The organism is Nocardia sp. SSK8, from assembly GCF_037034205.1.
Classification (GTDB): Bacteria; Actinomycetota; Actinomycetes; order Mycobacteriales; family Mycobacteriaceae; genus Nocardia.
Genome location: NZ_JBAGKD010000002.1, coordinates 66,145 through 88,203 on the forward strand (window position 1 = coordinate 66,145; position 22,059 = coordinate 88,203).

Genomic DNA, 22,059 nt, shown 5'->3' on the forward strand with positions numbered 1-22,059 from the left:
TCAGCGCAGGGTGCGGGTGAGCGTCTCGATGCCGCCCTGGGTGTCGAGCCAGCGCAGGAACTCGGCCAGCCCGGTGTCGCGGTCGACGACCGGGACATAGCCGAGGTCGGTGCGCGCGGCGGTGGTGTCGTAGGTGGCGCTGCGGGTCATCAGCGCCACGGCGTAGCGCGACAGCGGCGGCGACCAGCGGTTGGTGACGGCGGGAATCCGCCACACGGTCTCGATGACCGCCACCACCGCGGCCAGCACCCGCGGATTCGGCCGCCGGGTCGGCGGGTGATATCCCAGCCGTTCGGCGACCTGCCCGAGAAACCGCCACACGTCGGTCTTCTCGGCGTCGGCGACGAAATACGCCTTGCCGCCCGGGGTGTCCACGGTCGCCGCCAGCACACACGCGCGCACGACATTGTCGACGTGGCACAGCGAGGCCTCGATCGTGCGCCCGGAGGACAGATCGGGCAGCTTGCCCTCGGCGGTACGGCCCAGCAGCCGCACGATCGGGCCCGAGCGGTCGCCCGCGCCCCAGATCGCCCGCGGCCGCAGCGCGACCGTGGTGAAGCCGGGCGCGTTCGCCGCCAGCACGGCACGCTCCGCCGCGGCCTTGGTCTCGGAGTAGAAGTTGAGGTAGCGGCGCGGGTACGGCAGCGACTCGTCGACATCGTGCTGGTCGCCGCCGTCGCGGTCCATCAGCGCGCTGGGGCTGGAGACGAACACGAACCGGGTGGCCCCGCCGCGGCGGGCGGCGTCGAGGAGCAGTTCGGTCGCGCGGACGTTCTCGGTCCAGAACTTGTCCCTGGTGCCGCGCTCGTCGACGCGGGCGGCGCTGTGCACCACGACATCCCGGCCCGCGGTGGCCCGCGTCAGCGAGGCCGCGTCGGCGAGATCGCCGTAGACGACCTCGACCCGGTCCAGCGCGTCGCCGAGATCGTCGAGCACGCTGGTGCGCCGCACCAGGATCGCCACGTCGTGGGTGCCCTCGGCGACCAGTGCGCGCACCAGGCTGCCGCCCAGGAACCCGGAGGCTCCGGTGACCAGGATCTTCATCGGCCCGACTCCAGCTGCTCGGTCGCCCAGCGGGCGAGTTCCTCCCGGCCGATCTTGGCGTTGTGCCGGATGTCGACCGGGAAACGGGGATGTACCAGGAAATCCGCGACCGGTGTGGTGACCGCGAATTCGACCGCGCGCGTACGCAATCGGGTGAGCACGGCGTTCTGATCGGCACCGGACTCCAGCTCCACGCAGAGCACGGGACGCTGCGTTCCCGGCGCGCCGACCCCGACGAGCGCGGTCCGCGCCACCCCGGGCACCACATTGAAGACCTGCTCGACCTGCACGGTGAACATCGGCCCCCCTGCGGTGCGCACCCGCTGACTCTTGCGCCCGCAGAACCAGATCCGGCCCTGCTCGTCGATCCAGGCCAGATCGCCGGTGCGATGCCAGACGCGGTCGCCGTCGGCGATCTTGCCCTCGGCATTGGCCCGCGCGGGCCAGTAGTAGCGGGTGCTCACATTCGGCCCCGCCACCACCAGTTCGCCGACTTCCCGTGGGCCGGAAGGCTGTTCGGTGCCCTCCCAGGTGGACACGGGGGAGTCGGTGATGCCGAGCAAGCGGACCTCGACGCGGTCGGCGGGGCGCCCGATGCAGGTGCCGTCACCGGTGTGGGCGCGTTCGACCAGACCGTCGAGCAGCTCGCGCGACTCGATCGTCGACATCGGCAGCGCCTCGGTGGACCCGTACCCGGCGTAGATCTCGGCGTCCGCGCGCAGGACCTCGCGCAGCCCGGCCACACACCAGTCCGGCACCGGCGCGCCACCGGAGAACACACTGCCCAGCGAGGGCAGCGGCGTCGGCCGCGCGCGCAGGTGCGCGAGCAGCGGGATGAGCAGCGCGGGCGAGGCGAACAGGGTGCGCACCTCGAAGCGCTCGATCGCGTCGACCACGTGCGCCGGGTCGGTCGAGCCGACCTTGCTCGGGATCAGCGGCGGCAGCACACAGCGCGAACCCAGCAGCAGATCCAGGACGCCGACCAGTGGCAGGGTGATCAGCGAGGTCTCCGGCGGGGTGTTGCCGCGCGCGGTGTGTACCTGCTCGACCATGGCGGCGAGATTGCCGTGGGTCAGTTCGACGGCCTTGGCCGGACCGGTACTGCCGGTGGTGAATCCGATGATCAGCAGATCGTCGGCCGAGGCCGGGACCCGCGCGGGCAGCACCCCGGCGGGCCTGCGCCCCCAGGACCGCAGCGTCGGGCCGCGCCAGAACCAGCGGCGCCCCACGGTGACCGTGGTCCGCACATGCCGGAAGCTGCGCGCGAACAGCACCCGCAGCGCGTGCGCGGGCGGAATGCCGATGAACGCCTCCGCCTCGACCGCCCGCAGGCAGTGCACCATCCGGCGCACCCCCATGCCCGGATCGATCACCACCGGCACCGCGCCGATCTTCAGCAGCGCGAACAGGATCGCGTACAGCTCCGGGCTGGGCAGCACCAGCACGATGGTGCGGGTGCCGCTGCCAACGCCTGAGGCCAGCAGCTGCTCGGCGACGGCGTCGGACCACTGGTCCAGCTCGCGATAGGTGATCTGCCGGTAGTCGGGCAGCCCGCCCGGGGTGGTGCCGTCCGGGTAGATCACCGCCGCCCGGTCGGGCTGCGCGGCGGCCAGGCGACGGAATCCGTCGATGGTCTCCCAGTAGGTCGCGGTGGTCACACGGTCTCCGCGGGCAAGCGGTAGAGCGTGGCCGCGGCCGACGGACCCGCACCCGCGGCGACGAACAGCACCTGGGTGTACCCGGCCAGCGAGCCCTCGGTGACGGCGCGGTCGTAGGCCAGCGGCAGGGTGGCGGTGTGCGGGTCACCGGCCGACAGGTCGGGCACGCGCACGGCGTCCTGGTCCAGGCCGAGCGCGTCGGCGAGCAGCTTGGGGAACTGCGGGCTCGGGGTCGAGGCGATGAGCGCCACCCGCCCGGCGTCGGCCCCGGCGACGGCCGCGCGGGCCACCTCGGTCGCCACGGCCAGCACCCGGTCCTCGAAATCGGGCTCGCGCTCGATGGTCATCAGGCCGCGGCCGACCGTGCCCATGGTCGCGGTGTCGACATAGGCCTGCTCGGCAGGCGTGCCCGGCGCGGTCGCCGTGTGCACGGGGCCGAAGCCCTCGGGCCCATCGGTAGTGTCGAGCAGCAGCGCGGCACCGGCGGTGGCATAGGGGAATTCGGCGTCGGCGGCCGAGCGCGACAGCGAGGGATGGGTATCACCGGCGACGATCAGCACGTGCTCGGTGCTGCCCGTGGTCAGGATGGAGCCCGCGACCTGCACGGCGTTGAGCACGCCGACCGCACCGTTCATCAGGTCGAAGGAGAAGGTGCGCGCGTCGCCTTTGGTGTAGTCCAGGCCGACGCCCGCGGCCTTCTGGATCAGCGCGGAGACGGCCGGTTCCACCGTATTGGAATCACGGAAGATGCCGGTGTTGATCAGCACGCCCACCTGGTCGGTGCGAATCCCGGCGCGCCGCAAGGCTTCCCGTGCCGCGCTTCCGCTGTGTTCCACGACGGAGTGCGTGTCGGTGGCGGTGCTGGTGCCGGTGGCTCGGATACGTACGCCCATGACGAACCTCAGACCTTCAGGGAGGAGATGGTGGTGGACAGGAAACCGGCGACGACACCGGAGGCGGCCGGAACCATCAGCAGCTTGGAGCCCGCCGCGATGTTCTGGTCCGAGAGCTGATCGTGCAGCACGATGAAATGCGAAGTGGTCGAGGTGTTTCCGTACTTCTCGATCACATTCAGGTCCGGCGGCATCGGCACGCCGAACTCCCGTGCGGCCACCGCGTTCAGATACGGCACCGCCGCCGCGCCGAACTGGTGGTGGATGATGTAGTCGAACTCCTCGTCGGCGAAGGCGCGCCCCTGCCCGGCGAGGTAGTCGCCCTGCGCGTCCGGCCACAGCAGGAACCGCGCCTCGTTGTGCATCTTGCGGTTGTCGGTGTACAGCGCCACGCCGGAGGACTTGTCGCTGGGCATGCCCAGGCACAGGTGCGAATGCTCGGCGGCGGTGAACAATTCGATGTAGTGGATCTTGTCGGCCTCGTCGACGGCCTGATCGAGCACCACCGCGCAGCCGGAGTCGCCCACCGACAGCGAGGCGAACTGCAGGTCGTACTTCTCGGAGATCTCGGTGACCGCGGTGTCGGCGATCGGGGTGATGGACTCACCGCTGACCACCATGCCGTTGCGGACCACGCCCGAACGGATCATCCGGTCCAGCAGGTAGACACCGGTGAGCATGCCCGCGCAGGCATTGGACACGTCGAAGGTGATCGCCGACTCCACGCCCAGGTGCTTGGCGATGCTGGAGGCGAAGGAGGGCTCCATGTACATCCGGGTGCCCTGATCGCTGCGGGTGATCGAACAGGAGATGATCACCTCCAGTTCGCCCGGGGCATACCGGGATCGGGACAGGCAGTCCCGCGCGGCCGCGATCGCCAGCGCGAAGGAGTCCTCCTGGTTCTCCGGGGAGGTGTCGCGCACGCGGCGCTCCTTGATCCCGGTGATCTTCTCCAGATCGAACGACGGCGGCACGGACAGACGCGAAATCAATTCCTCGGTCGACACGATATTCGACGGAAGATAGGCGCCGATTGACTCGAAACGCGAATGCGACACGGGAACTCCTGAATACGTCGGAAGGGTGCCTCGGGGGGATTTCGATCGCCGATGCGATCGAACGCTACCGAAGGGTAACCCTGTGAACGGCGACGATGCGAAGCGTGAAACGGCTGTGACGGACCCTGGAGGGTATTATGTGTAACTACGAGTGTCGGAAAAGCGGCTATCGACTGAATCTGCGCTTCCACCTCTTCTTTTCACTGATTTCGAGACCTGGGCAATGAATCAGCTATCCGGTGATCCGGCGGCTTTGGTATGGCGTGAGTGGCTCGGTATGGTTGGTCTACCGTGAGGGACCTCACGAAAGGTCGACGACGGAATATGTCGGGCCGTCCGCCGCCGTTGTTTCCCACGCCGAAATACCCGCGTGGAATTTGTCGCAGGAGGAAAAGCACCGATGCAGCAGGCCATCATCCTCGTCACGGGGATTCAGGCGGCGGGCAAGTCGGCCATTGCCCAGTTGCTGGCCGAGCGGCTGCCGCGGTCGGTGCATCTGCGCGGGGATCTGTTCCGGCGCATGGTGATCAACGGCCGCGCCGACATGACTCCCGACCAGACCGTCGAGGAGATCCGCACCCGCGCCTGGACCGAGGCCGCGGTCAACTGACCGGGCCCGGCGGAATCCCGCGGAAACTTCGCAACGTTCGATCCGCACCAACCCTGAACCAACCTTGCCCACCCATAGTGTCGGGCAACCCGACCACACGTCGAGAATCTGCAAGGAGTGCACCATGCTTGACCACGCCGGGGTAGTACAGCACCGTCACCGCGCCGTCGCGGCCACCGAGGGCGCGGGCGACGTGCTCCAGCTGATGACCGCCATGCACGGGCCCGTCGTCCTGTATCTGGCGCCCGACACCGACGGGAAGACCCCGATCTGTGTGCGCCGCACCGACTTCCGGCCCGAGCCCGGGGACGCGCTGGCCGGGCGCACGGCCTGGCACACCGAATTCTGGCTGGCCGACCGCTTCCGCGACGGCATCGACGACAACGATCTCAGCATCGATGTGCGCAGCGCCCCCGAGGTCGACAGCCCGTCATCGTCGCTGGAGACCAGCTGCGGGTTCCGCTTCGCCCTGCGCGTGGACGCCTAGGGGATCCGGGCCATCCCGCCGAGCATGGACACCGCCTCCCGGCGCGGATGCGGGCGCCACTCGGTGGGGCGCCAGTCGATCACCGAGGTGATCCCGGGCTCGATCAGTTCGAGTCCCTCGAAGAACCGGGTGAACTCGGCGGTCGAGCGGGTCCGGAAGGGCACGCCACTGCGCAGGTTCGCCGCGTCGGTCTCGGCGCGGTCCTCGTCGGAGAGGTGATCGTTGGTGGCGTGGGTGAGCGTGAGGTAGCTGCCGGACGGCAGCGCCGCGCACAGCTCCCGGACCACCGCGTAGGCCTGCGCGTCGTCGGTGAGGAAGTGCAGCACCGCGCACAGCATCAGCGCCACCGGCCGGTCCAGGTCCAGAGTGCCGGTCAGGGCCGGGTGGGTCAGGATCGAGGCGGGGTCGCGCAGATCGGCATCGATATAGGCGGTCGCGCCACTGGGGGAGCTGTCCAGGAGGTCGCGGGCGTGATAGAGCACGATCGGGTCGTTGTCGACGTAGACGATGCGTGAGGCGGGCGCGATCGCCTGGGCCAGTTCGTGCACATTGCCCTCGGTGGGCAGGCCGGTGCCGATGTCGAGGTACTGGCGCACGCCCTCGGTGCGCGCGAGGTGGTCGATGGCGCGGCGCAGGAAGCGGCGGTTCTCCAGCACGGCGAAGTGGATCGACGGGAAGGCCTTGGCCACCGCGTCGGCCGACTTGCGGTCGGCCTCGAAATTGGCGGTACCGCCGAGCCAGTAGTCATACCGGCGGGCCGGGTGTGGTTTGGTGACATCCACCCGGTCGGCGGCGGATTCGAAGTCCACGGCGCCCTTCCTTTCTCTCGACTACCGTCGTCGGGATCAGCCCGACTCGAGAAGGCACGACCATGCCCCTGCAGTTCAGCCCCTTTGATTTCGACGTCCACGCCGATCCCTACCCGTACTATGCCAGGTTGCGAAACGAGGCCCCCGTCTACCGCAACGAGGCCGACGACTTCTGGGCTTTCTCCCGGCACGCCGACGTGCTGGCGGCGCTGCGCGACGCCGAGCGCTTCTCCAGCGCCAACGGCCTGCGCATGGAACCGGCCTTCTGGGGTCCGCAGGCCGAGAAGATGTTCTCGTTCGTGGCGATGGACCCGCCCAAGCACACCCGTATGCGCGGACTGGTGGTGCGCGCGTTCACCCAGCGCCGGGTGCAGGCGCTCGAACCGCGACTACGCGAGATCGCCCGCCGGACCCTGGCGCCCGCGCTGGCCCGCGGCAGCTTCGACCTGATGGCCGAGATCGCCGGGCCGTTCCCGACCGAGGTGATCTCCGAACTGGTCGGTGTCCCTGAGGCCGACCGCGATCTGGTGCGCAAGCTGGGCATGGAGATCATGTACACCGACGCCGAGTCGACCGACCTGCGCCCGGAGGCGATGCAGGCGATCGGCGCGCTGGTGGGCTACTACACCGAACTGACCATCGCGCGCAGCCAGGAGCGCACCGGCGACCTGCTCTCCGGCCTGCTCGACGCCGCCGACGGCGACGACCGGCTCACCCCGGAGGAGATCGTCGGGGTGCTGATCCTGCTCGTCGGCGCGGGCATCGAGACGGTGATGCTCACCCTGGGCAACGCCTGGGCCGCCGCCGCGGCGCACCCGGACCAGCGCCGCGCCGCCTTCGCCGGGCGTATCGACGACTGGATCGCGGAGTCCATGCGGTGGGACCCGGCCACCCAGTCCCAGCTGCGCACCACGACCACCCCGCTCGACCTGCACGGCGTCGCCGTCCCGACCGGGGCCCGGATCCTGCTGCTCACCGGCTCCGCGCACCGCGACGAATCGGTCTTCGCCGATCCGGACACCTTCGATCTCGACCGCGACACCGGTGCCTCGCTGGCCTTCGGCTCCGGTCGCCACCACTGCCTCGGGGCGAATCTGGCCCAGCTCGAACTGCGGGTGGTCCTGGAGGAGATCGTCGCCGCCGTCGCCGATTTCGAGGTCGATACCGACAACGCGGTGCGCATCCACTCCTCCAACAACCGCGGTTTCGCCGCCCTGCCCACCACCGTCACCCTGCGCTGAAACTGTCCTCGATGACCGATTCGCACCGTTGTGCCCGAGGCGCTGCAGGGCCTCGGGTGCAGCGGTAGCATCGCTGAACGGACCGGAAGGTCCAGTCCAGCAACATGTTTCGCTGCGACCGCTGCGCACGGGTCGACGGAACACCGGTGATCGAGAGGCTTCATGGTGGAATCGGTGACGAATCGGTGGGTAATCGATCCGACGGGGAACGACATCCAGGGCGAGAACGTGGCGTTGCGCGAGCGTGGGCGCGCCACCCGCGTCGAACTGCCGGGTGGGGTGCCCGCGTGGTCGGTCACCGACGCGGCCCTGCTCGAGCAGTTGCTCATCGATTCGCGGGTGTCCAAGGACGCCTCGCGGCACTGGCCGCCGTTCGTGGCGGGGGAGATCCCGGCCGACTGGCCGCTGTATCTGTGGGTGGCGGTGCCGAACATGTTCACCGCCTACGGCCCCGAGCACCGCAGGCTGCGCCGCCTGGTGGCGCCCGCGTTCACCGCCCGGCGCACCGAGGCCATGCGCGGGCAGGTCGAGCGCATCACCACCGAGCTGCTCGACGCGCTCGACCGGGTGCCCGCGGGCGAAACCGTCGATCTGCGTGAGCATTTCGCCTATCCGTTGCCGATCCAGGTGATCTCGGAGCTGATGGGCGTGCCGGAATCGCTGGGCCCCGGCCTGCGCACGTGCGTGGACGGCATCTTCGACACCACGCTCAGCCCCGAGGAATCACAGGCCAACTACCTCGAGATGTACCGCATCCTCGGGGAGCTGGTGGCGCTGCGCCGCGAACAGCCCGGCGACGACATGACCAGCCTGCTCATCGCCCAGCGCGACGACGAGGGCGACGACGCGCTCACCGAGGAAGAGCTGGTCGCCACCCTGCTGCTGGTCATCTCGGCCGGGCACGAGACCACGGTGAACCTCCTGGACCAGGCCATCACCGTGCTGCTCACCCGGCCCGAGGTGGCCGAGGGCCTACGCGAGGGCCGCGTCACCTGGCCCGACGTGATCGAGGAGACGCTGCGGTTCGAGTCCCCGGTGGCGCATCTGCCGCTGCGTTTCGCGGTGTCCGACATCGAGATCGACGAGGTCCGGATCGCCGAGGGCGAGGCAATCCTGGCCGGGTACGCCGCCGCCGGGCGCGACCCGCGCCGCCACGGCGACACCGCCGACACGTTCGATCCGGGCCGGGAGAACCAGTCCCACCTGGCCTTCGGGCACGGCGCGCACCACTGCCTCGGCGCGCCGCTGGCCCGGCTGGAGGCGCTGGTCTCGCTGCCCGCGCTGTTCGAGCGGTTCCCGAAGATGAGCCTGGCGGTGCCGGTCGAGGACCTCGGCACGGTACCCAGCTTCATCTCCAACGGGCACCGGCACCTGCCGGTGCACATCGACGGGGCGTAACCGCCCGCGCTGCCGTCCGGCCGGGAACGTCCCGGCCGGACGCGCCGCTCACTGGACGACGAGCGGGGGCGTCTTCGGGAACACCACCGGCAGCGCCGCCAGCGCCCGGTGGAACGGGCCCGGCCGCCAGACCAATTCCTCGGCGGGAACGCCCAATTCGAGTTCCGGGAGCGCGTCGAGCAGCTGATCGATCGCCTCCTGGGCGATCAGGTAGGCGGGCGACTTGGCCGGGCAGCTGTGCGGGCCCGTGCTCCACGACAGGTGCGCGCGATTGTCCAGGAACTCCCCGGAACCGATGGCCGGATCGTTGTTGCAGGCGGCCATGCTGATCACCACCGGCTGGTGCGCGGGCAGCCAGACATTGTCGACCAGGATCGGCTGCCGGGGATAGGTGGTGCAGAAGTTGGCCATCGGCGGGTCGGTGTAGAGGACTTCGTCGAGGGCGTCGCGGGTGGACAGGCTGCCGCCGAGCAGGCTGCCCGCGAACCGCGGGTCGGTGAGCATCAGCCGCACCGTATTGAGGATCAGGTTGAGCATGGGCTCGATGCCCGCGCCGTAGATGGTGAGCATCTGGTTCATCAGCTCTTCGTCGTTGAGCTGGGTCGGATGCTGGACCAGGCGGGTGGCGATGTCGTCACCGGGCTCGAGCTGCTTGAGCCGGACCAGGTCATAGAGTGAGTCCTCGAGCATCTGGGCGCCCTGGACCGCGGTCTCGCCGCCCTCGAACATCTGCGCCATCCCGGCGGCGATGCGCCCGCCGAGTTCCTCGCCGACCCCGAGCATGGCGTTGATGGTGGCGAAGATGACCGGAAAGGCGTACTGGCTCAGCAGATCCGCGCTGCCGTCGGCGCAGAAGGAATTGATCACCGGCAGGGCGATCTGCTCGACGGTGCTGTGCAGCCGGTACAGGTCGACACCCGCGATCCCGGCCACGGTGGCCTGCCGGTAGCGGGTGTGCTCGGCGCCGGAGGTGCGGATCGCGTTGGGCCGGTCGCACATCATCGGCAGGATGGGGCAGTCCGCCGGAACGGTGCGCTGCCACATCCGGGCGTCGGCCGGGAAGTGATCGGGATCGTTGAGGATCTGCACCGCCGTGCGGTACCCGATCACCAGCGTGGCGGGCACTCCGGGCACCAGATCCACCGGCGCCAGCGACCCGAACCGCCGCCGCATCGCCCGATACGTCCCCTGCGGATCGGCCGCGAACTCCGGCGAGTACAGCGGCACCCGCTCCTGCTCGGCGATCGAGCTCGGGTCGGGCACGGGATCGGCCGAGGTCTGGGGCAGCACAGCACGAACTCCTGTCGGAGACAACGATGGTCATCGCGCGTCGTCGCGCAACCGCGGCACCGGGCGCCGCGGGGGTGAAGACGGTAGAGCCACCGATTCGCGCAGAGCGAAGGTTTTGTCCTGCAACATGTTCCAGTGCATGACTCACCGAATCGGCATCGCCGCACACCGTATCAAAACCTGTCGTGCCGAGCGAAACGTTGTGTCGCCGTGCGTAATTGGGCGCTAGACCAGCATTTCGGCGAGCTGTTCGGTGGCGTGGATCAGCCAGTCGGGGTCGTCGTGTTCGCGGCCCCAGAGGGCTTCCTTGACGGCGCCCGCCTGGATCCAGCGGCGGGTGCGGATCGGGTCGAGTTCGGCAGCGGCGCTGTAGATCTCGATGTAGCGCAGGAGATGGGGTTTCGGGTTCGCGGCGAAGAGCAGTGGGGCGAAGCGGGGGCTGCGGATGACATTGAGGGCGTCGTAGGCGGGGTCGCCGACGAGGCATTTCGGGTCGATGGCCAGCCAGGGGGTGCGCTGTCCGGCGAGGATATTGGCGTCGTGCAGGTCGCCGTGGACGAGTAGGGCGGGCTGGTCGCCGCCCAGGTCGCGCAGCGTGGCCAGGGCGGCGTCGAGGACGCGGCGGGGGATCGGGTGACCGTACGCGGCCGCGGTGCGGGTGATGTCGTCGGTCCACTCGTCCATCCGGTCCTGCAGTCTGGGCAGGTCGGCCGGTGCTGCGACGGCGAGGGTGCGGGTGAGGGTGCCCTGGATGGTGAGGGCGGCGTCGTTGTCGGTGACGGTGGCGAGGGTGTCGTTGGCGCGCTCCAGGAGCATGGCGAAGTGTTCGTCGGCGCGCCGGTAGAGGTGGACGGCGCCGGTGCCCTGCCAGGCCGCGTAGGCGTCGGGCTCGTGCACATTGCCGGGGTGGGGGAACGACACCTTGATGACCGCCGGTGGGAGGTCGCGGTGGCGGACCGGGACGACGATGCCGACCTCGCCGTGCCGGATGTCCCCGTCGGGGACGCAGCCCCAGCGGTCCAGCAGTTCGGCCACGATGCGCGGGAGCGCGGCGATCCAGCGGCGGCCCGATTCGTCTGCGCTGTACTGCTTCTTGCGGGCGAACTCCTCGGGCACGGTGATCACCTCTTCACCGTAGCCGGGGCTGTCGGTGGGCGCTTGTAGCGTGGCGGGCGTGGTCGAGAACGAGGTGGCGCCGTGGCCGATCCCCGCGGAGTACGTGAGTGTCGTCGAGGACGAGCGGCGCGCGCTGCGGGAGCTGGTGGAGCGGGCGCGACAGTGCGCGGGCGACCCGGGTGAGCTGCGGGTGATCGCCGATCGCGTGCGGGTGCGATTGGCCGAGGGGGACGATCGGGCGCTGGGGCATCTGGAGGGCCATGTCGGCGATCTGACGGCGGTGCTCGACGAGGTCTATGACGCGGCGTTTCCCGTCGGCGACTCGGCGGATATCGCGGAGCTGCTGGCCGTGCCGTGGCCCTCGGTGCGGGTGCGGGCGCTGGTCGCGCGCTATCTCGGGGTCGATGCGCGGAATCGGTTGCTGCTCGACGAGGTGGCCGGGCGGGCGGTCGCCGCGGGGGATACCGCGCTGTTGCGCCTGCTGGTGTTCCGGCCGCTCGGCTGGCTGGACCGGGGCACGGTCGGTGCGGTCCTCGACGCGCTGTACCGGGTCGGCGCGCTGGATGACGCCGTGGTCGAGCGGGCCTTCGCCGATGATCGCTACCTGGGTTACGCCGTGGTCGGGCGCGACGGGAGCGGTGCGGTCACCGGTGCGCCGCTGGCGTGCGCCGAGACCGTCCGGGCCCTGGTGGACGAGCGCACCTGGCAGCGGGTGTCCGGACCGGAACCGGCGGCGTGGGAGAGCGTGCCCGCCGGATTCGCCCCGCGCGGACTGCGCTTCGTGTGGCTGGCCCTGCGGTGGAGCGGCGAGGAGCAGGCGGCCGAATTCTTCGGCGGTGCCGAACTGACCGACACCGAACGTGTCGAACTGCGCGAGGGACTGCGCCCGCGGCCGGTGGCCGAACAGCGCCGGGTCTTCGCGTGGCGCAGGCGAGCCGGGGACGCGGACGCGCTGCTGCCGCTGTTCGGGCTCGGGCAGGGCGCGCAGCTGTGGCGGATGATCCGGGCGCTGCCCACCGACGAGGTCGTCCGGCACGACCGGGCCGCGCTGCTGCGCGCGATCGAAGAGGTGGGCGCCGAGCAGGCGCGCCGCGTCCTGGCGCTGGAGCCGAACGAGATCGTCTCCGCGGTCCTGGGTGGCAATCGTGCCCACGTGCTCAAACGCGTGAAAAACAATGCGCTACAGGGCATCGCGGCCTTCGGCATGTTGCCGCTGGACCAGCGCGAGACCGTTCTCGACCGGTATCTGGCGATCCGCGAGTGTGCCGGACGCGGACCGAGACTCGGCCCGAATCGCCGGATCAGCCACGCCGCCGCCATCGCCGTGGCCCTCGACCATCTTGCCCAGGTGGCCGGGGTCGACGGTGCCGACCGGCTGGAATGGGACTGTGAGGCGCGGATCGCCACCGCGACGCCCACCGCGGCGACCATCGGCGACTACCGCGTCACCCTGTCGACCACCGGCACCGAGGCCGAACTATCGGTCGAGCGCGCGGGCAAGACCCTGAAATCGGTGCCGTCGGCCGTGCGCGGCGACCCGGCCTACCAGGGTTTGTGCGCACACCGGGAACTTCTGCGCGACCAGGCCCGCCGCATGCGCACCGGTTTGGTGGACCGGCTTGTCGCCACCACGGGCACCCTGACCCCGGGCGAACTGACCCGGCTGCTCTCCCTGCCCGCCGGGGCCGCCCTGCTGCCCGCCCTGCTCTGGCGCGACCGCACCGGCACGATCGGTCTGCTCGACGACCTCGACCGCACCGGTCCGCTCACCGCCGTCCACCCCGTCGAACTGGAACAGCAAGGCGCCCTGACGCACTGGCGGGATGAGCTCGCGCGGCGCGGGGTGGTGCAGCCGGTCGAGCAGGTGGCGCGCGCGTTCTTCTCGGCCACCCCGGCCGAACTGACCGGAGAACGCTCGACCCGGTATGTCGGACAGGCCGTCCAAGGGCAGGTAGCCGTGCCGATGCTGTCGGCCCGCGGCTGGTCCACCCACGGCCAGTACAGCGAGAACCAGGCCACCAAGCCGGTGGGCCACGGCCTGACCGCCGCCCTGCGCTGCGGCTTCTCCGGCTACTTCGCCCAGTCCGAGGTCGAGATCGGTGACCTGCGGTTCCTGCGCGACGGCGCGGTGGTTCCCCTGGCCGAGGTGCCGCCGGTCGTCTTCTCCGAAGCCCTGCGTGACCTCGACCGGATCGTCGCCTCGCGCACCGAAAGTGCTGACGGATAGCCGAATTCGCGCGACGACGAACGGCCCGGCGACATGATTCGCCGGGCCGTTCGTCGTCGGAAGTATCCGGGACGTATATCCCATCAAGGCCCGGCGCGGGCGGAAATCGCGCGACTTTATCCCGGCCGTGACCGGGGTAGAACGGGTTTCGCCCGGGGTATTGACCTGGACGACGTGTCCAACCTAAATTGCAGGGACACGGTGTCCCAGGTATTCGGGGCACGCGCGACACGGGAGTGCGTATATGACACAGAAGGTGTTCGTCGTCGGCGTCGGCATGACGAAGTTCGAGAAGCCCGGTGAGCTGGAGTGGGACTACCCGGACATGGCCCGGGAAGCGGGCACCAAGGCGCTCGAGGACGCGGGGATCGGCTACGACCAGGTCGAGCAGGCCTACGTCGGGTACGTCTACGGCGAGTCGACGTCGGGGCAGCGCGCGGTCTACGAACTGGGGCTGAGCGGCATCCCGATCGTCAACGTGAACAACAACTGTTCCACCGGTTCGACCGCGCTCTACCTCGCCGCTCAGGCGATCCGGGGCGGGCTGGCCGAATGCACCCTGGCGCTGGGCTTCGAGAAGATGCAGAAGGGATCGCTCGGGTCGACCTTCGACGACCGTGAGCAGCCGATGATGCGGCACCTGCTGGCGCTGGCCGAGCTCCAGGAGTTCGCCATGCCGCCCGCGCCGTACATGTTCGGCGCCGCGGGCAAGGAGCACATGCAGCGCTACGGCACCACCGCCGAGCAGTTCGCCAAGATCGGCGTCAAGAACCACAGGCACTCGGTGAACAACCCGTACGCGCAGTTCCAGAAGGAATACAGCCTCGAGGAAGTCCTCGCCGCCAAGCAGATCTACGGTCCGCTCACCAAGTTGCAGTGCTCGCCGACCTCCGACGGGTCCGGCGCGGTGATCCTGGCCAGTGAGGCGTTCGTCGACCGGCACGATCTGGCGGACCGCGCGGTGGAGATGGTCGGCCAGGCGATGGTCACCGACCTCACCTCGACCTTCACCGACCCGACCGCGATCAACCTCGTGGGCTCCGACATGTCGCGCACCGCGGCGCTGCGCGTCTACGAGCAGGCCGGGATCGGCCCCGAGGACGTGGACGTCATCGAGCTGCACGACTGCTTCTCCACCAACGAACTGCTCACCTACGAAGCGCTGGGCCTGTGCGCGCCCGGCGAGGGCGGCCGCCTCGTCGACGACAACGCCACCACCTACGGCGGTCAGTGGGTCGTCAACCCCTCCGGCGGCCTGATCTCCAAGGGCCATCCGCTCGGCGCCACCGGCCTGGCGCAGTGCAGCGAACTCACCTGGCAGCTGCGCGGCACCGCCGACGCCCGCCAGGTCGAGGGCGCCCGGATCGCCCTGCAGCACAACATCGGGCTCGGCGGCGCGGTCGTGGTGACCGCCTACCGCCCGGCCGTCCGCTGACCTTTCCCCGACGTTTCCACCACTCAACGAGGAGTACTCCCATGGCATCTGTGTCCGTTTCCACCGAACTTCCCGTCACCCCCGAGCAGGCATGGGCGCGCCTGAGCGACCTGGCCAACTGGGAGGAGTGGCTCACCATCCACCAGGGCTGGCGCAGTGAGCTGCCCGCCGAGCTCACCGCCGGTTCGCGGTTCATCGAGGTCGTCTCGGTGATGAACATGGCCAACAAGATCGAGTGGACCGTCGCCGAGGTCGACCCGCAGAAGTTCCTCAAGATCACCGGCACCGGCATGGCCGGAGTCACCGTCGAATTCGCGCTCGAGGTGGAACCCGCCGCGACCGGCTCCGCGGCCAAGTTCGACGCGAGCTTCAAGGGCACCATGATCGTCGGCCCGATCGGCAAGGCCGTGGCCAAGCACGCCGAGGCCGACCTGAAGGCGTCGATGGCCAAGTTCACCGAGCTCGTCGGCTCGGCGGCATGACCACCTCCGAATCGGCCGGAGTCGTCTTCGACGGCTCCGCGCTGGGGGAGTGGACCGACGCGGAACGGTTCTCGGTGACCGCCGAACGGATCGCGGAATACGCCGCCGCGACCAATGATCCGATCGAGGCGCACCGCAGCGGGCAGGTCGCGCCGCCGGTGTTCGCGGTGGTGCCGGTCTTCACCTCGATGGCCCCCGCCGCCCTGTCGGTGGCGCCGGTCGAACTGCTCATGAAACTGGTCCACGGCGAGCAGGACTTCGTGTTCCACCGGCCGATCGTGGCCGGGGACGACCTGGTGGTGCGGGCCAAGCCGATCGGGTACGTGGGCAAGCCCAACGGCTCCACGGTGGTGATCTACGCCGAAACCCGGGACGCGGCAGGCGAACTGGTCAACGAGCAGTGGATGACCGCGTTCTTCCGCAAGGTCGACGCGGGCCCGGGCGAGGGCGAACAGGCCCCCGACCACCGGATCACCGACGCCGACCGGGCGGGCGACCCCGCCGCGCGGGTCACCGCCCACATCGACGAGGACCAGACCTTCCGGTACTCACCGGCCTCCGGCGATCCGATGCCGATCCACCTCGACGACGAGATCGCCCGGATGGCGGGCCTGCCCGGCATCATCAACCACGGCCTGTGCACCATGGCGTTCACCTCGTGGGCCGCGCTGACCGAACTCGCCGGTGGTGACACCGCCCGCCTGCGCCGCCTCGCCGTGCGCTTCGCGAAACCGGTGCTGCCCGGCCAGGACATCACCACCACCTTCTGGCGCACCGCGCCGAACGTCTACGCCTTCGAGACCGAGGCGGCGGGCGCACTGGCCATCACCGACGGTCGCGTCGAATTCAACTAGGAGACAACACTGATGGGAAAGCTCGACGGACGCGTCGCCGTCATCACCGGCGCCGGTCGCGGAATCGGCCGTGAACACGCGCTGCTGTTCGCCCGCGAGGGCGCGGCGGTGGTGGTCAACGATCTCGGTGGCGCCAACGACGGCACCGGCACCGACGCCGGTCCGGCCCAGCAGGTGGTCGACGAGATCGTCGCCGCCGGTGGCCGGGCCGTGGCCAATACCGACAACATCGCCACCTGGGACGGTGCCAAGGGACTCGTCGACCAGGCGGTCGCGGAGTTCGGGCGCCTCGATGTGGTCGTCAACAACGCGGGTATCCTGCGCGACGCCTTCCTCGCAGGCATGGACGAATCCCAGTGGGACGCCGTCATCGCGGTGCACCTCAAGGGCCACGCGGCCACCCTGCACCACGCCGCGGCCTACTGGAAGGCTCAGACCAAGGCGGGCAACACCGTCAACGCCGCGGTGATCAACACCGCCTCGGCCTCGGGCACCTTCATGCCCAACGCCGGGCAGGGCAACTACGGCGCCGCCAAGGCCGGGATCGCCGCGCTGACCTTGGTGGCCGCCGACGAGCTCGAGCGCTACGGCGTGCGGGTCAACGCGATCGCCCCGATCGCGCGCACCCGGCTCACCCTGGCCACCCCGGGCATGGGCGCGCTGTTCGCCGCCGAGGTGCCCGAGGGCGAGTTCGACGCGTTCGCGCCGTCGAACATCTCGCCGCTGGTGGCGCATCTGGCCGAGGCCGACTGCCCGCTCACCGGCAAGGTGTTCGCGGTGCAGGGCGGGGCGATCGTGGAGCTGGCCGGGTGGCACGACGTGCGCACGGTGGAGACCGACGGCCCGTGGACCATCGACGAGGTCGCGGCGCGGCTGAAGGAGACCAGCTAGCCATGGCGCGCACCAGCTATGAGCTCGGCGTCGGCGTCAGCGAGGACCACCTGGCCCTCGCCGACTCCGTGCGCGGCTTCGTCGAGCGCACCATCACACCCGACACCGTCCGGGCCGCTGTCGAATCCAGTGACGCGGGCAAGCAACTGCCGTACTGGGACGCGCTCGTCGCGCAGGACCTGCTCGGCCTGCACGTCGCCGAGGAGCTCGGCGGGCAGGACGCCGGGCTGCTGACCCTGGCCGTCGCGCTCGAACCGCTCGGGCGCGGCCTGCACACGGGTCCGTTCGTGCCGACCGCGCTGGCCAGCGCGGTGCTGGCGCAGGCGGGCGGGGCATGGGCCGCGGCCCAGCTGCCCGGACTCACCGACGGCTCGCGCACCGGGGCGGTGGCCACCGCGTCGGCGCTGACCGGCACCGAGCGAGACGGCGCGCTGGTGGTGGACGGCACGGCCGACGGCGTGCTCGGCGCGCTGGGCGCCGATGTGATCCTCGCGCCGGTCACCGTCGACGGCACGCCGCGATGGGTCGCGTTCGAGAACATCGAACTGACCGTGACCGCGCAGGACACCATCGACGTCCTGCGCGGTTCGGCGCGGCTGCGGGCGGACGCGGTCGAGGTGCCGCGGGAGCGGGTGCTGGCGGTGTCCGCCGAGCGGGTGCGCTCGGTGGCCGCGGTGGTGCTCGGCGCCGAAGCGGTCGGCGTGATGTCGTGGTGTGTGTCGACCGCGGCCGAATACGCCAAGACCCGGGTGCAGTTCGGCCGCCCGATCGGGCAGTTCCAGGGCGTCAAGCACAAATGCGCCCAGATGGGCATCGCGCTGGAGAAGGCGCGCGCGGTGCTGTGGGACGCGGCGTTCGCGCTGGACCGGGCCGACGCGAACGCCGACTACGCCGCCGCGATCGCCGGGCTGATCATTCCCGACGCCGCGGTGCAGGTGGCCCAGGATTGCATCCAGGTGCACGGTGGCATCGGCTTCACCTGGGAGCACGACGCGCACCTGTACTACCGGCGCGCGCTGGCCCTGCGGGGTCTGCTCGGTGCCCGCGACGAGCGGGCCGAGGCGGTGGCGGGCTACGCGCTGTCGGGCCTGACGCTGTCGAGCGAGCTGGAACTGCCCGCCGAGGCGGACCGCATCCGGGCGGAGATCAAGGCCGAGCTGGCCGTGATCGCCGCGATCGAGGACGAGGACGACCAGCTGGTCGCCCTCGGTGACGGCGGCTGGAACCTGCCGCACCTGCCGCGCCCCTACGGCCGCTCGGCCTCGCCGCTCGAGCAGGTCGTCATCGCCCAGGAGATCAAGGCCTCCGGGATCCCGATGCCGCAGCTGCTCATGGGCACCTGGGCGGTCGGGGCGATCGTGCCGCACGGCGACGAACGGCAGAAACGCGAACTCGTGGTGCCGACCCTGCGCGGTGAGGTCGTCTGGTGTCAGCTGTTCAGCGAACCGGGCGCCGGATCGGACCTGGCGAGCCTGACCACCAAGGCGGTCAAGGTCGAGGGCGGCTGGCAGGTGACGGGCCAGAAGATCTGGACCACCGTCGCGCAGTTCGCCGAATGGGCCATGCTCATCGCGCGGACCAGCCCGGACAAGCCCAAGCACGAGGGCATCACCTACTTCGTGCTGGACATGTCCTCGCCCGGCATCACCGTGCGCCCGCTGCGCGAGATGACCGGCTCGGCCCTGTTCAACGAGGTCTTCCTCGACGAGGTGTTCATCCCCGACGAGAACGTGGTCGGCGCGGTCGACGACGGCTGGCACGTCGCCCGCACCACCCTCGCGGGTGAGCGCGTGGCGTTGAGCCAGAAGATGGAGGCCTACGCCACCGACACCGACCTGCTGCGCTTCGCGGTGGGCCGGGACCTCTCGCCGGTGGCGCGCTACCGGGTCGGCGAGCTCATGGCCGAGAGCCGCGCGGTGGACGTGATCGGTTCGCGGGTGGTGCTCAAGCAGCTGTCCGGGATCGACGTGTCGACCACCTCCAGTGTCGGCAAGCTGCTGGGCATGGCGCTGGGACAGGCCATCTCGGAGTTCGTCGTCGCCGAGCTCGGCATCGCCGGGGTGGTCTCGGTGCCGGGCGAGCGCAGCGACCACGCGATGGAACAGCTCATCGCGGGCCGCGCCACCACCATCTACGGCGGCACCACCGAGGTGCAGCTCAACGTGATCGGTGAGCGGATGCTCGGACTGCCGCGCGACGCGTCGGTGAGTAACTGAGCAACCCCGGCTCCCGGACGCCTACCGGGAGCCGGGGAACCACCGCGAACCCTGATGTGTCTAGTGTTTTTCGCGGGGCCCGCCCTGATCTGGACTGACCGAAGGGTGCGACGAAGGAGTACCCGTAGGGAGGGAAGATCAGGGGCCCGAAGGGCCCCGCCCGAGCGCGCCAGCGCTCCAAAAACACGGAGGAACTGTGACCGCAGAGCGCGCCGACGGCCGGGCCAGCCGCTGGGACCGGCATCGGGCCGACCGCCGGGAACGGATCCTCGCCGCCGCCCTGGCCGCGGTGCGGGCCAAGGGTGCCTCGGTCGGCGTGCAGGAGATCGCCGATCTGGCCGAGGTCCCGCGCTCGGTGCTCTACCGGCTGTTCAAGGACCGCCACGACCTCGACGAGCACCTGCGTGCGCGCATCCTCGACGACCTGATGGCCGTGCTCGAGCCGACGCTCAATCCGCAGGGCACCGTCGCCGAGGCGATCGCGCGCTCGGTGGACGCCTATGTCGACTGGATCGCGGTCAATCCGCGTCTGCACTATTTTCTCGGCGCCGGGTCGGAGGGCCGCGACGGGCGGCGCAACTCCCCGCTCGTCTCCGGCACCAAGATCGCCATCGCGGGCACCGTGCGTGAGGTGTTCGAGAACGCCCTGCGGGCACAGGGCGCGCCGACCACGATCGCCGAACCGATGGCCTTCGGCCTGGTCGGCTTCGTCGACGGCAGTGTCAACCGCTGGCTGAGCCAGTCCATGCAGCCCCTCGACGCCCCGGAATTGTCGTCCTACCTGCAGGAAGCCATCTGGGCGATCATCGACAACAGTCTGCGCAAGTCCGGGGTCACGCTCAACCCGCTGACCCCGATCGCCGACCTGCTCACGCCCGCCGCGGCGAAATAGATGTAACAAGAAGTAGCGGCAACACTTGTGTGGTACCTCGGGTACCACTAATCTGGTCGATGTACCCGCGACTAGGAGACATCGATGACGCTGTCCGTCCCCGGCTCGGCAGACCTGCGCGCCGAGAGCTGGCCCGCGCCCGCACGGGCCGTGCTGCCCGACGACGACCCGTTCTACCTGCCCGCGCCCGGCTACGAGCAGGCGCCCGAGGGCACCGTGCTGCGCTCGCGCCCGGTCGAGCTGGCCGCCTTCGGCCTGGTTCCGCTGCGGGCGACCGCCTGGCAGCTGCTCTACCGCACCACCGACCTCAACGGGCGGCCCGACGCCGCGGTGACCACCGTGATCGCGCCGGTCGGCGGCGTCATCGCCGACACCCCGCTGCTGTCGTTCCAGTGCGCCATCGACGCCATCTCCTCGCGTGGCTTCCCGTCCTACTCGCTGCAGAAGGGCTCGCGCGCGATCGGCACCTTCGCCCACGTCGAGCTGCTCTGTTTCGTGGACGCGCTCAAGCGCGGCTGGGCCCTGTCGATCCCCGACCACGAGGGCATGCTCGGTGCCTGGGGCGCCCCGCGCGAACCCGGCTACCGCACCCTCGACGGCGTGCGCGCCGCCCAGCAGTTCGCCCCGCTCGGCCTCGACGCCGATTGCCGGGTGGGCCTGTGGGGCTACTCCGGCGGCGGCCTGGCCACCTCCTGGGCGGCCGAGGTCGCGCCCACCTACGCGCCCGAACTCGATATCGCCGGTGCCGTGCTCGGCTCCCCGGTGGGCGATCTGGTCGAGACCTTCCACCGGCTCAACGGCGGCTGGCACGCGGGCCTGCCGACGCTGGTCGTCGCGGCGCTGCGGCGGGTCTACCCCGCCTTCGACGCGGCCATCGAGACGCACATCTCCGAGGAGGGTCGCGCGATCCTCGACCGCGCGGCCCGCAGCACCACCGGTGCGGCCGTGCTGCGGCTGTGCCGGTACAACCTGGACCGGCACACCAGCTCGCTCCCGATCGCCGAAGTGCTCGTGCTCGCCGAGCTGGTCGCGATGTTCGCCGACCTGGAGCTGGGCACTGTCGCGCCCGAGGTGCCGCTGCTGGTGGTGCAGTCGGTGCACGACCAGATCATCGCCGCCGAGGGCATCGACGCGCTCGTGGACCGCTACCGCGCGCACGGCGCCCAGGTGACCTACCTGCGCGACCGGTGCAGCGAGCACCTGGGCCTGCTGCCGATCTCGACGCCGCTGAGCCTGAACTGGCTGGCCGACCGGTTCGCTGGGCACCGCCCGACGCCGTCGGCGACCACCACGGTCGGGAGCGTACTGCGGCTGCCCGCGGGTCACCGTGGTCTGGCCGATCTGCTGCGCGGTGCGGCCCAGGCCCTGTTCGCGCGGCCGCTGACGCCGTCGGCGAGCCGCCGGGACGACGTGGTGCGCACCGAGCCCGAGCGTCCAGCGGCCTGAGCGAATGACGGA

At 70.3% G+C, this 22,059-nt stretch carries 19 protein-coding genes; 12 read left to right on the forward strand and 7 right to left on the reverse strand.

Annotated elements, in window-relative coordinates; genetic code table 11:
- From WA675_RS03875 to WA675_RS03890, 4 genes are read right to left on the reverse strand one after another with little or no spacing between them, the layout of a single operon-like run.
- Complete coding sequence (locus WA675_RS03875; protein WP_336081990.1) at positions 1–1,044, reverse strand: NAD-dependent epimerase/dehydratase family protein; 1,044 nt, start codon at positions 1,042–1,044, stop codon at positions 1–3.
- Positions 1,041–2,702: a fatty acid CoA ligase family protein gene (locus WA675_RS03880; protein ID WP_336081991.1), complete on the reverse strand. Its 1,662-nt coding sequence runs from the start codon at positions 2,700–2,702 to the stop codon at positions 1,041–1,043. Before WA675_RS03880 ends, WA675_RS03875 begins: the two co-directional genes overlap by 4 nt.
- Positions 2,699–3,595, reverse strand: coding sequence for a hypothetical protein (locus WA675_RS03885; RefSeq protein WP_336081992.1), 897 nt, complete (start codon positions 3,593–3,595; stop codon positions 2,699–2,701). Before WA675_RS03885 ends, WA675_RS03880 begins: the two co-directional genes overlap by 4 nt.
- Positions 3,596–3,603: 8 nt before the next feature.
- On the reverse strand, positions 3,604–4,653 hold the full coding sequence (locus WA675_RS03890) for a 3-oxoacyl-ACP synthase III family protein (protein WP_336081994.1): 1,050 nt from the start codon (positions 4,651–4,653) through the stop codon (positions 3,604–3,606).
- A 400-nt stretch (positions 4,654–5,053) separates the two neighbouring features.
- Between WA675_RS03890 and WA675_RS03895 the strand changes: the two genes are divergently transcribed.
- Positions 5,054–5,263 (forward strand): zeta toxin family protein, encoded by a 210-nt coding sequence (locus WA675_RS03895; protein WP_336081995.1) that lies wholly within the window; start codon positions 5,054–5,056, stop codon positions 5,261–5,263.
- Between the two features lie 124 nt (positions 5,264–5,387).
- Positions 5,388–5,750: a DUF779 domain-containing protein gene (locus tag WA675_RS03900; protein ID WP_336081996.1), complete on the forward strand. Its 363-nt coding sequence runs from the start codon at positions 5,388–5,390 to the stop codon at positions 5,748–5,750.
- Here the strand turns inward: WA675_RS03900 and WA675_RS03905 are convergent.
- Entirely contained in the window at positions 5,747–6,559 is an 813-nt protein-coding gene (locus tag WA675_RS03905; protein WP_336081998.1) for an SAM-dependent methyltransferase, read from the reverse strand. The two genes, WA675_RS03900 and WA675_RS03905, sit on opposite strands and share 4 nt — an antisense overlap.
- Positions 6,560–6,621: 62 nt before the next feature.
- On the opposite strand from WA675_RS03905, the gene WA675_RS03910 reads away from it, so the two are divergent.
- Positions 6,622–7,800: a cytochrome P450 gene (locus WA675_RS03910; protein WP_336082000.1), complete on the forward strand. Its 1,179-nt coding sequence runs from the start codon at positions 6,622–6,624 to the stop codon at positions 7,798–7,800.
- A gap of 162 nt (positions 7,801–7,962) precedes the next feature.
- Positions 7,963–9,198, forward strand: a complete 1,236-nt coding sequence (locus WA675_RS03915) for a cytochrome P450 family protein (RefSeq protein WP_336082001.1) — start codon at positions 7,963–7,965, stop codon at positions 9,196–9,198.
- A gap of 48 nt (positions 9,199–9,246) precedes the next feature.
- Here WA675_RS03915 and WA675_RS03920 read toward each other — a convergent pair whose 3' ends face one another.
- Both WA675_RS03920 and WA675_RS03925 read right to left on the reverse strand, forming a co-directional pair.
- Positions 9,247–10,488, reverse strand: a complete 1,242-nt coding sequence (locus tag WA675_RS03920) for a cytochrome P450 (RefSeq protein WP_336082002.1) — start codon at positions 10,486–10,488, stop codon at positions 9,247–9,249.
- Positions 10,489–10,713: 225 nt separating this feature from the next.
- Positions 10,714–11,613, reverse strand: coding sequence for an aminoglycoside phosphotransferase family protein (locus WA675_RS03925; RefSeq protein WP_336082004.1), 900 nt, complete (start codon positions 11,611–11,613; stop codon positions 10,714–10,716).
- A gap of 49 nt (positions 11,614–11,662) precedes the next feature.
- Between WA675_RS03925 and WA675_RS03930 the strand changes: the two genes are divergently transcribed.
- From WA675_RS03930 to WA675_RS03965, 8 genes are all read left to right on the forward strand, one after another.
- Positions 11,663–13,831, forward strand: a complete 2,169-nt coding sequence (locus tag WA675_RS03930) for a DUF4132 domain-containing protein (RefSeq protein WP_336082006.1) — start codon at positions 11,663–11,665, stop codon at positions 13,829–13,831.
- 244 nt (positions 13,832–14,075) lie between these two features.
- On the forward strand, positions 14,076–15,266 hold the full coding sequence (locus WA675_RS03935) for a lipid-transfer protein (RefSeq protein WP_336082007.1): 1,191 nt from the start codon (positions 14,076–14,078) through the stop codon (positions 15,264–15,266).
- 41 nt (positions 15,267–15,307) lie between these two features.
- Entirely contained in the window at positions 15,308–15,748 is a 441-nt protein-coding gene (locus tag WA675_RS03940; RefSeq protein ID WP_336082008.1) for a type II toxin-antitoxin system Rv0910 family toxin, read from the forward strand.
- A complete protein-coding gene (locus WA675_RS03945; RefSeq protein WP_336082010.1) occupies positions 15,745–16,602 on the forward strand; it encodes a MaoC/PaaZ C-terminal domain-containing protein in 858 nt (285 codons plus the stop codon). Before WA675_RS03940 ends, WA675_RS03945 begins: the two co-directional genes overlap by 4 nt.
- Positions 16,603–16,614: 12 nt before the next feature.
- Positions 16,615–17,493: an SDR family oxidoreductase gene (locus WA675_RS03950; RefSeq protein WP_336082012.1), complete on the forward strand. Its 879-nt coding sequence runs from the start codon at positions 16,615–16,617 to the stop codon at positions 17,491–17,493.
- Between the two features lie 2 nt (positions 17,494–17,495).
- Positions 17,496–19,709 (forward strand): acyl-CoA dehydrogenase, encoded by a 2,214-nt coding sequence (locus WA675_RS03955; RefSeq protein WP_336082014.1) that lies wholly within the window; start codon positions 17,496–17,498, stop codon positions 19,707–19,709.
- A gap of 196 nt (positions 19,710–19,905) precedes the next feature.
- Positions 19,906–20,601: a TetR/AcrR family transcriptional regulator gene (locus WA675_RS03960; protein ID WP_336082015.1), complete on the forward strand. Its 696-nt coding sequence runs from the start codon at positions 19,906–19,908 to the stop codon at positions 20,599–20,601.
- A gap of 84 nt (positions 20,602–20,685) precedes the next feature.
- Complete coding sequence (locus WA675_RS03965; RefSeq protein WP_336082017.1) at positions 20,686–22,047, forward strand: lipase family protein; 1,362 nt, start codon at positions 20,686–20,688, stop codon at positions 22,045–22,047.
- Positions 22,048–22,059 lie beyond the last annotated feature (12 nt).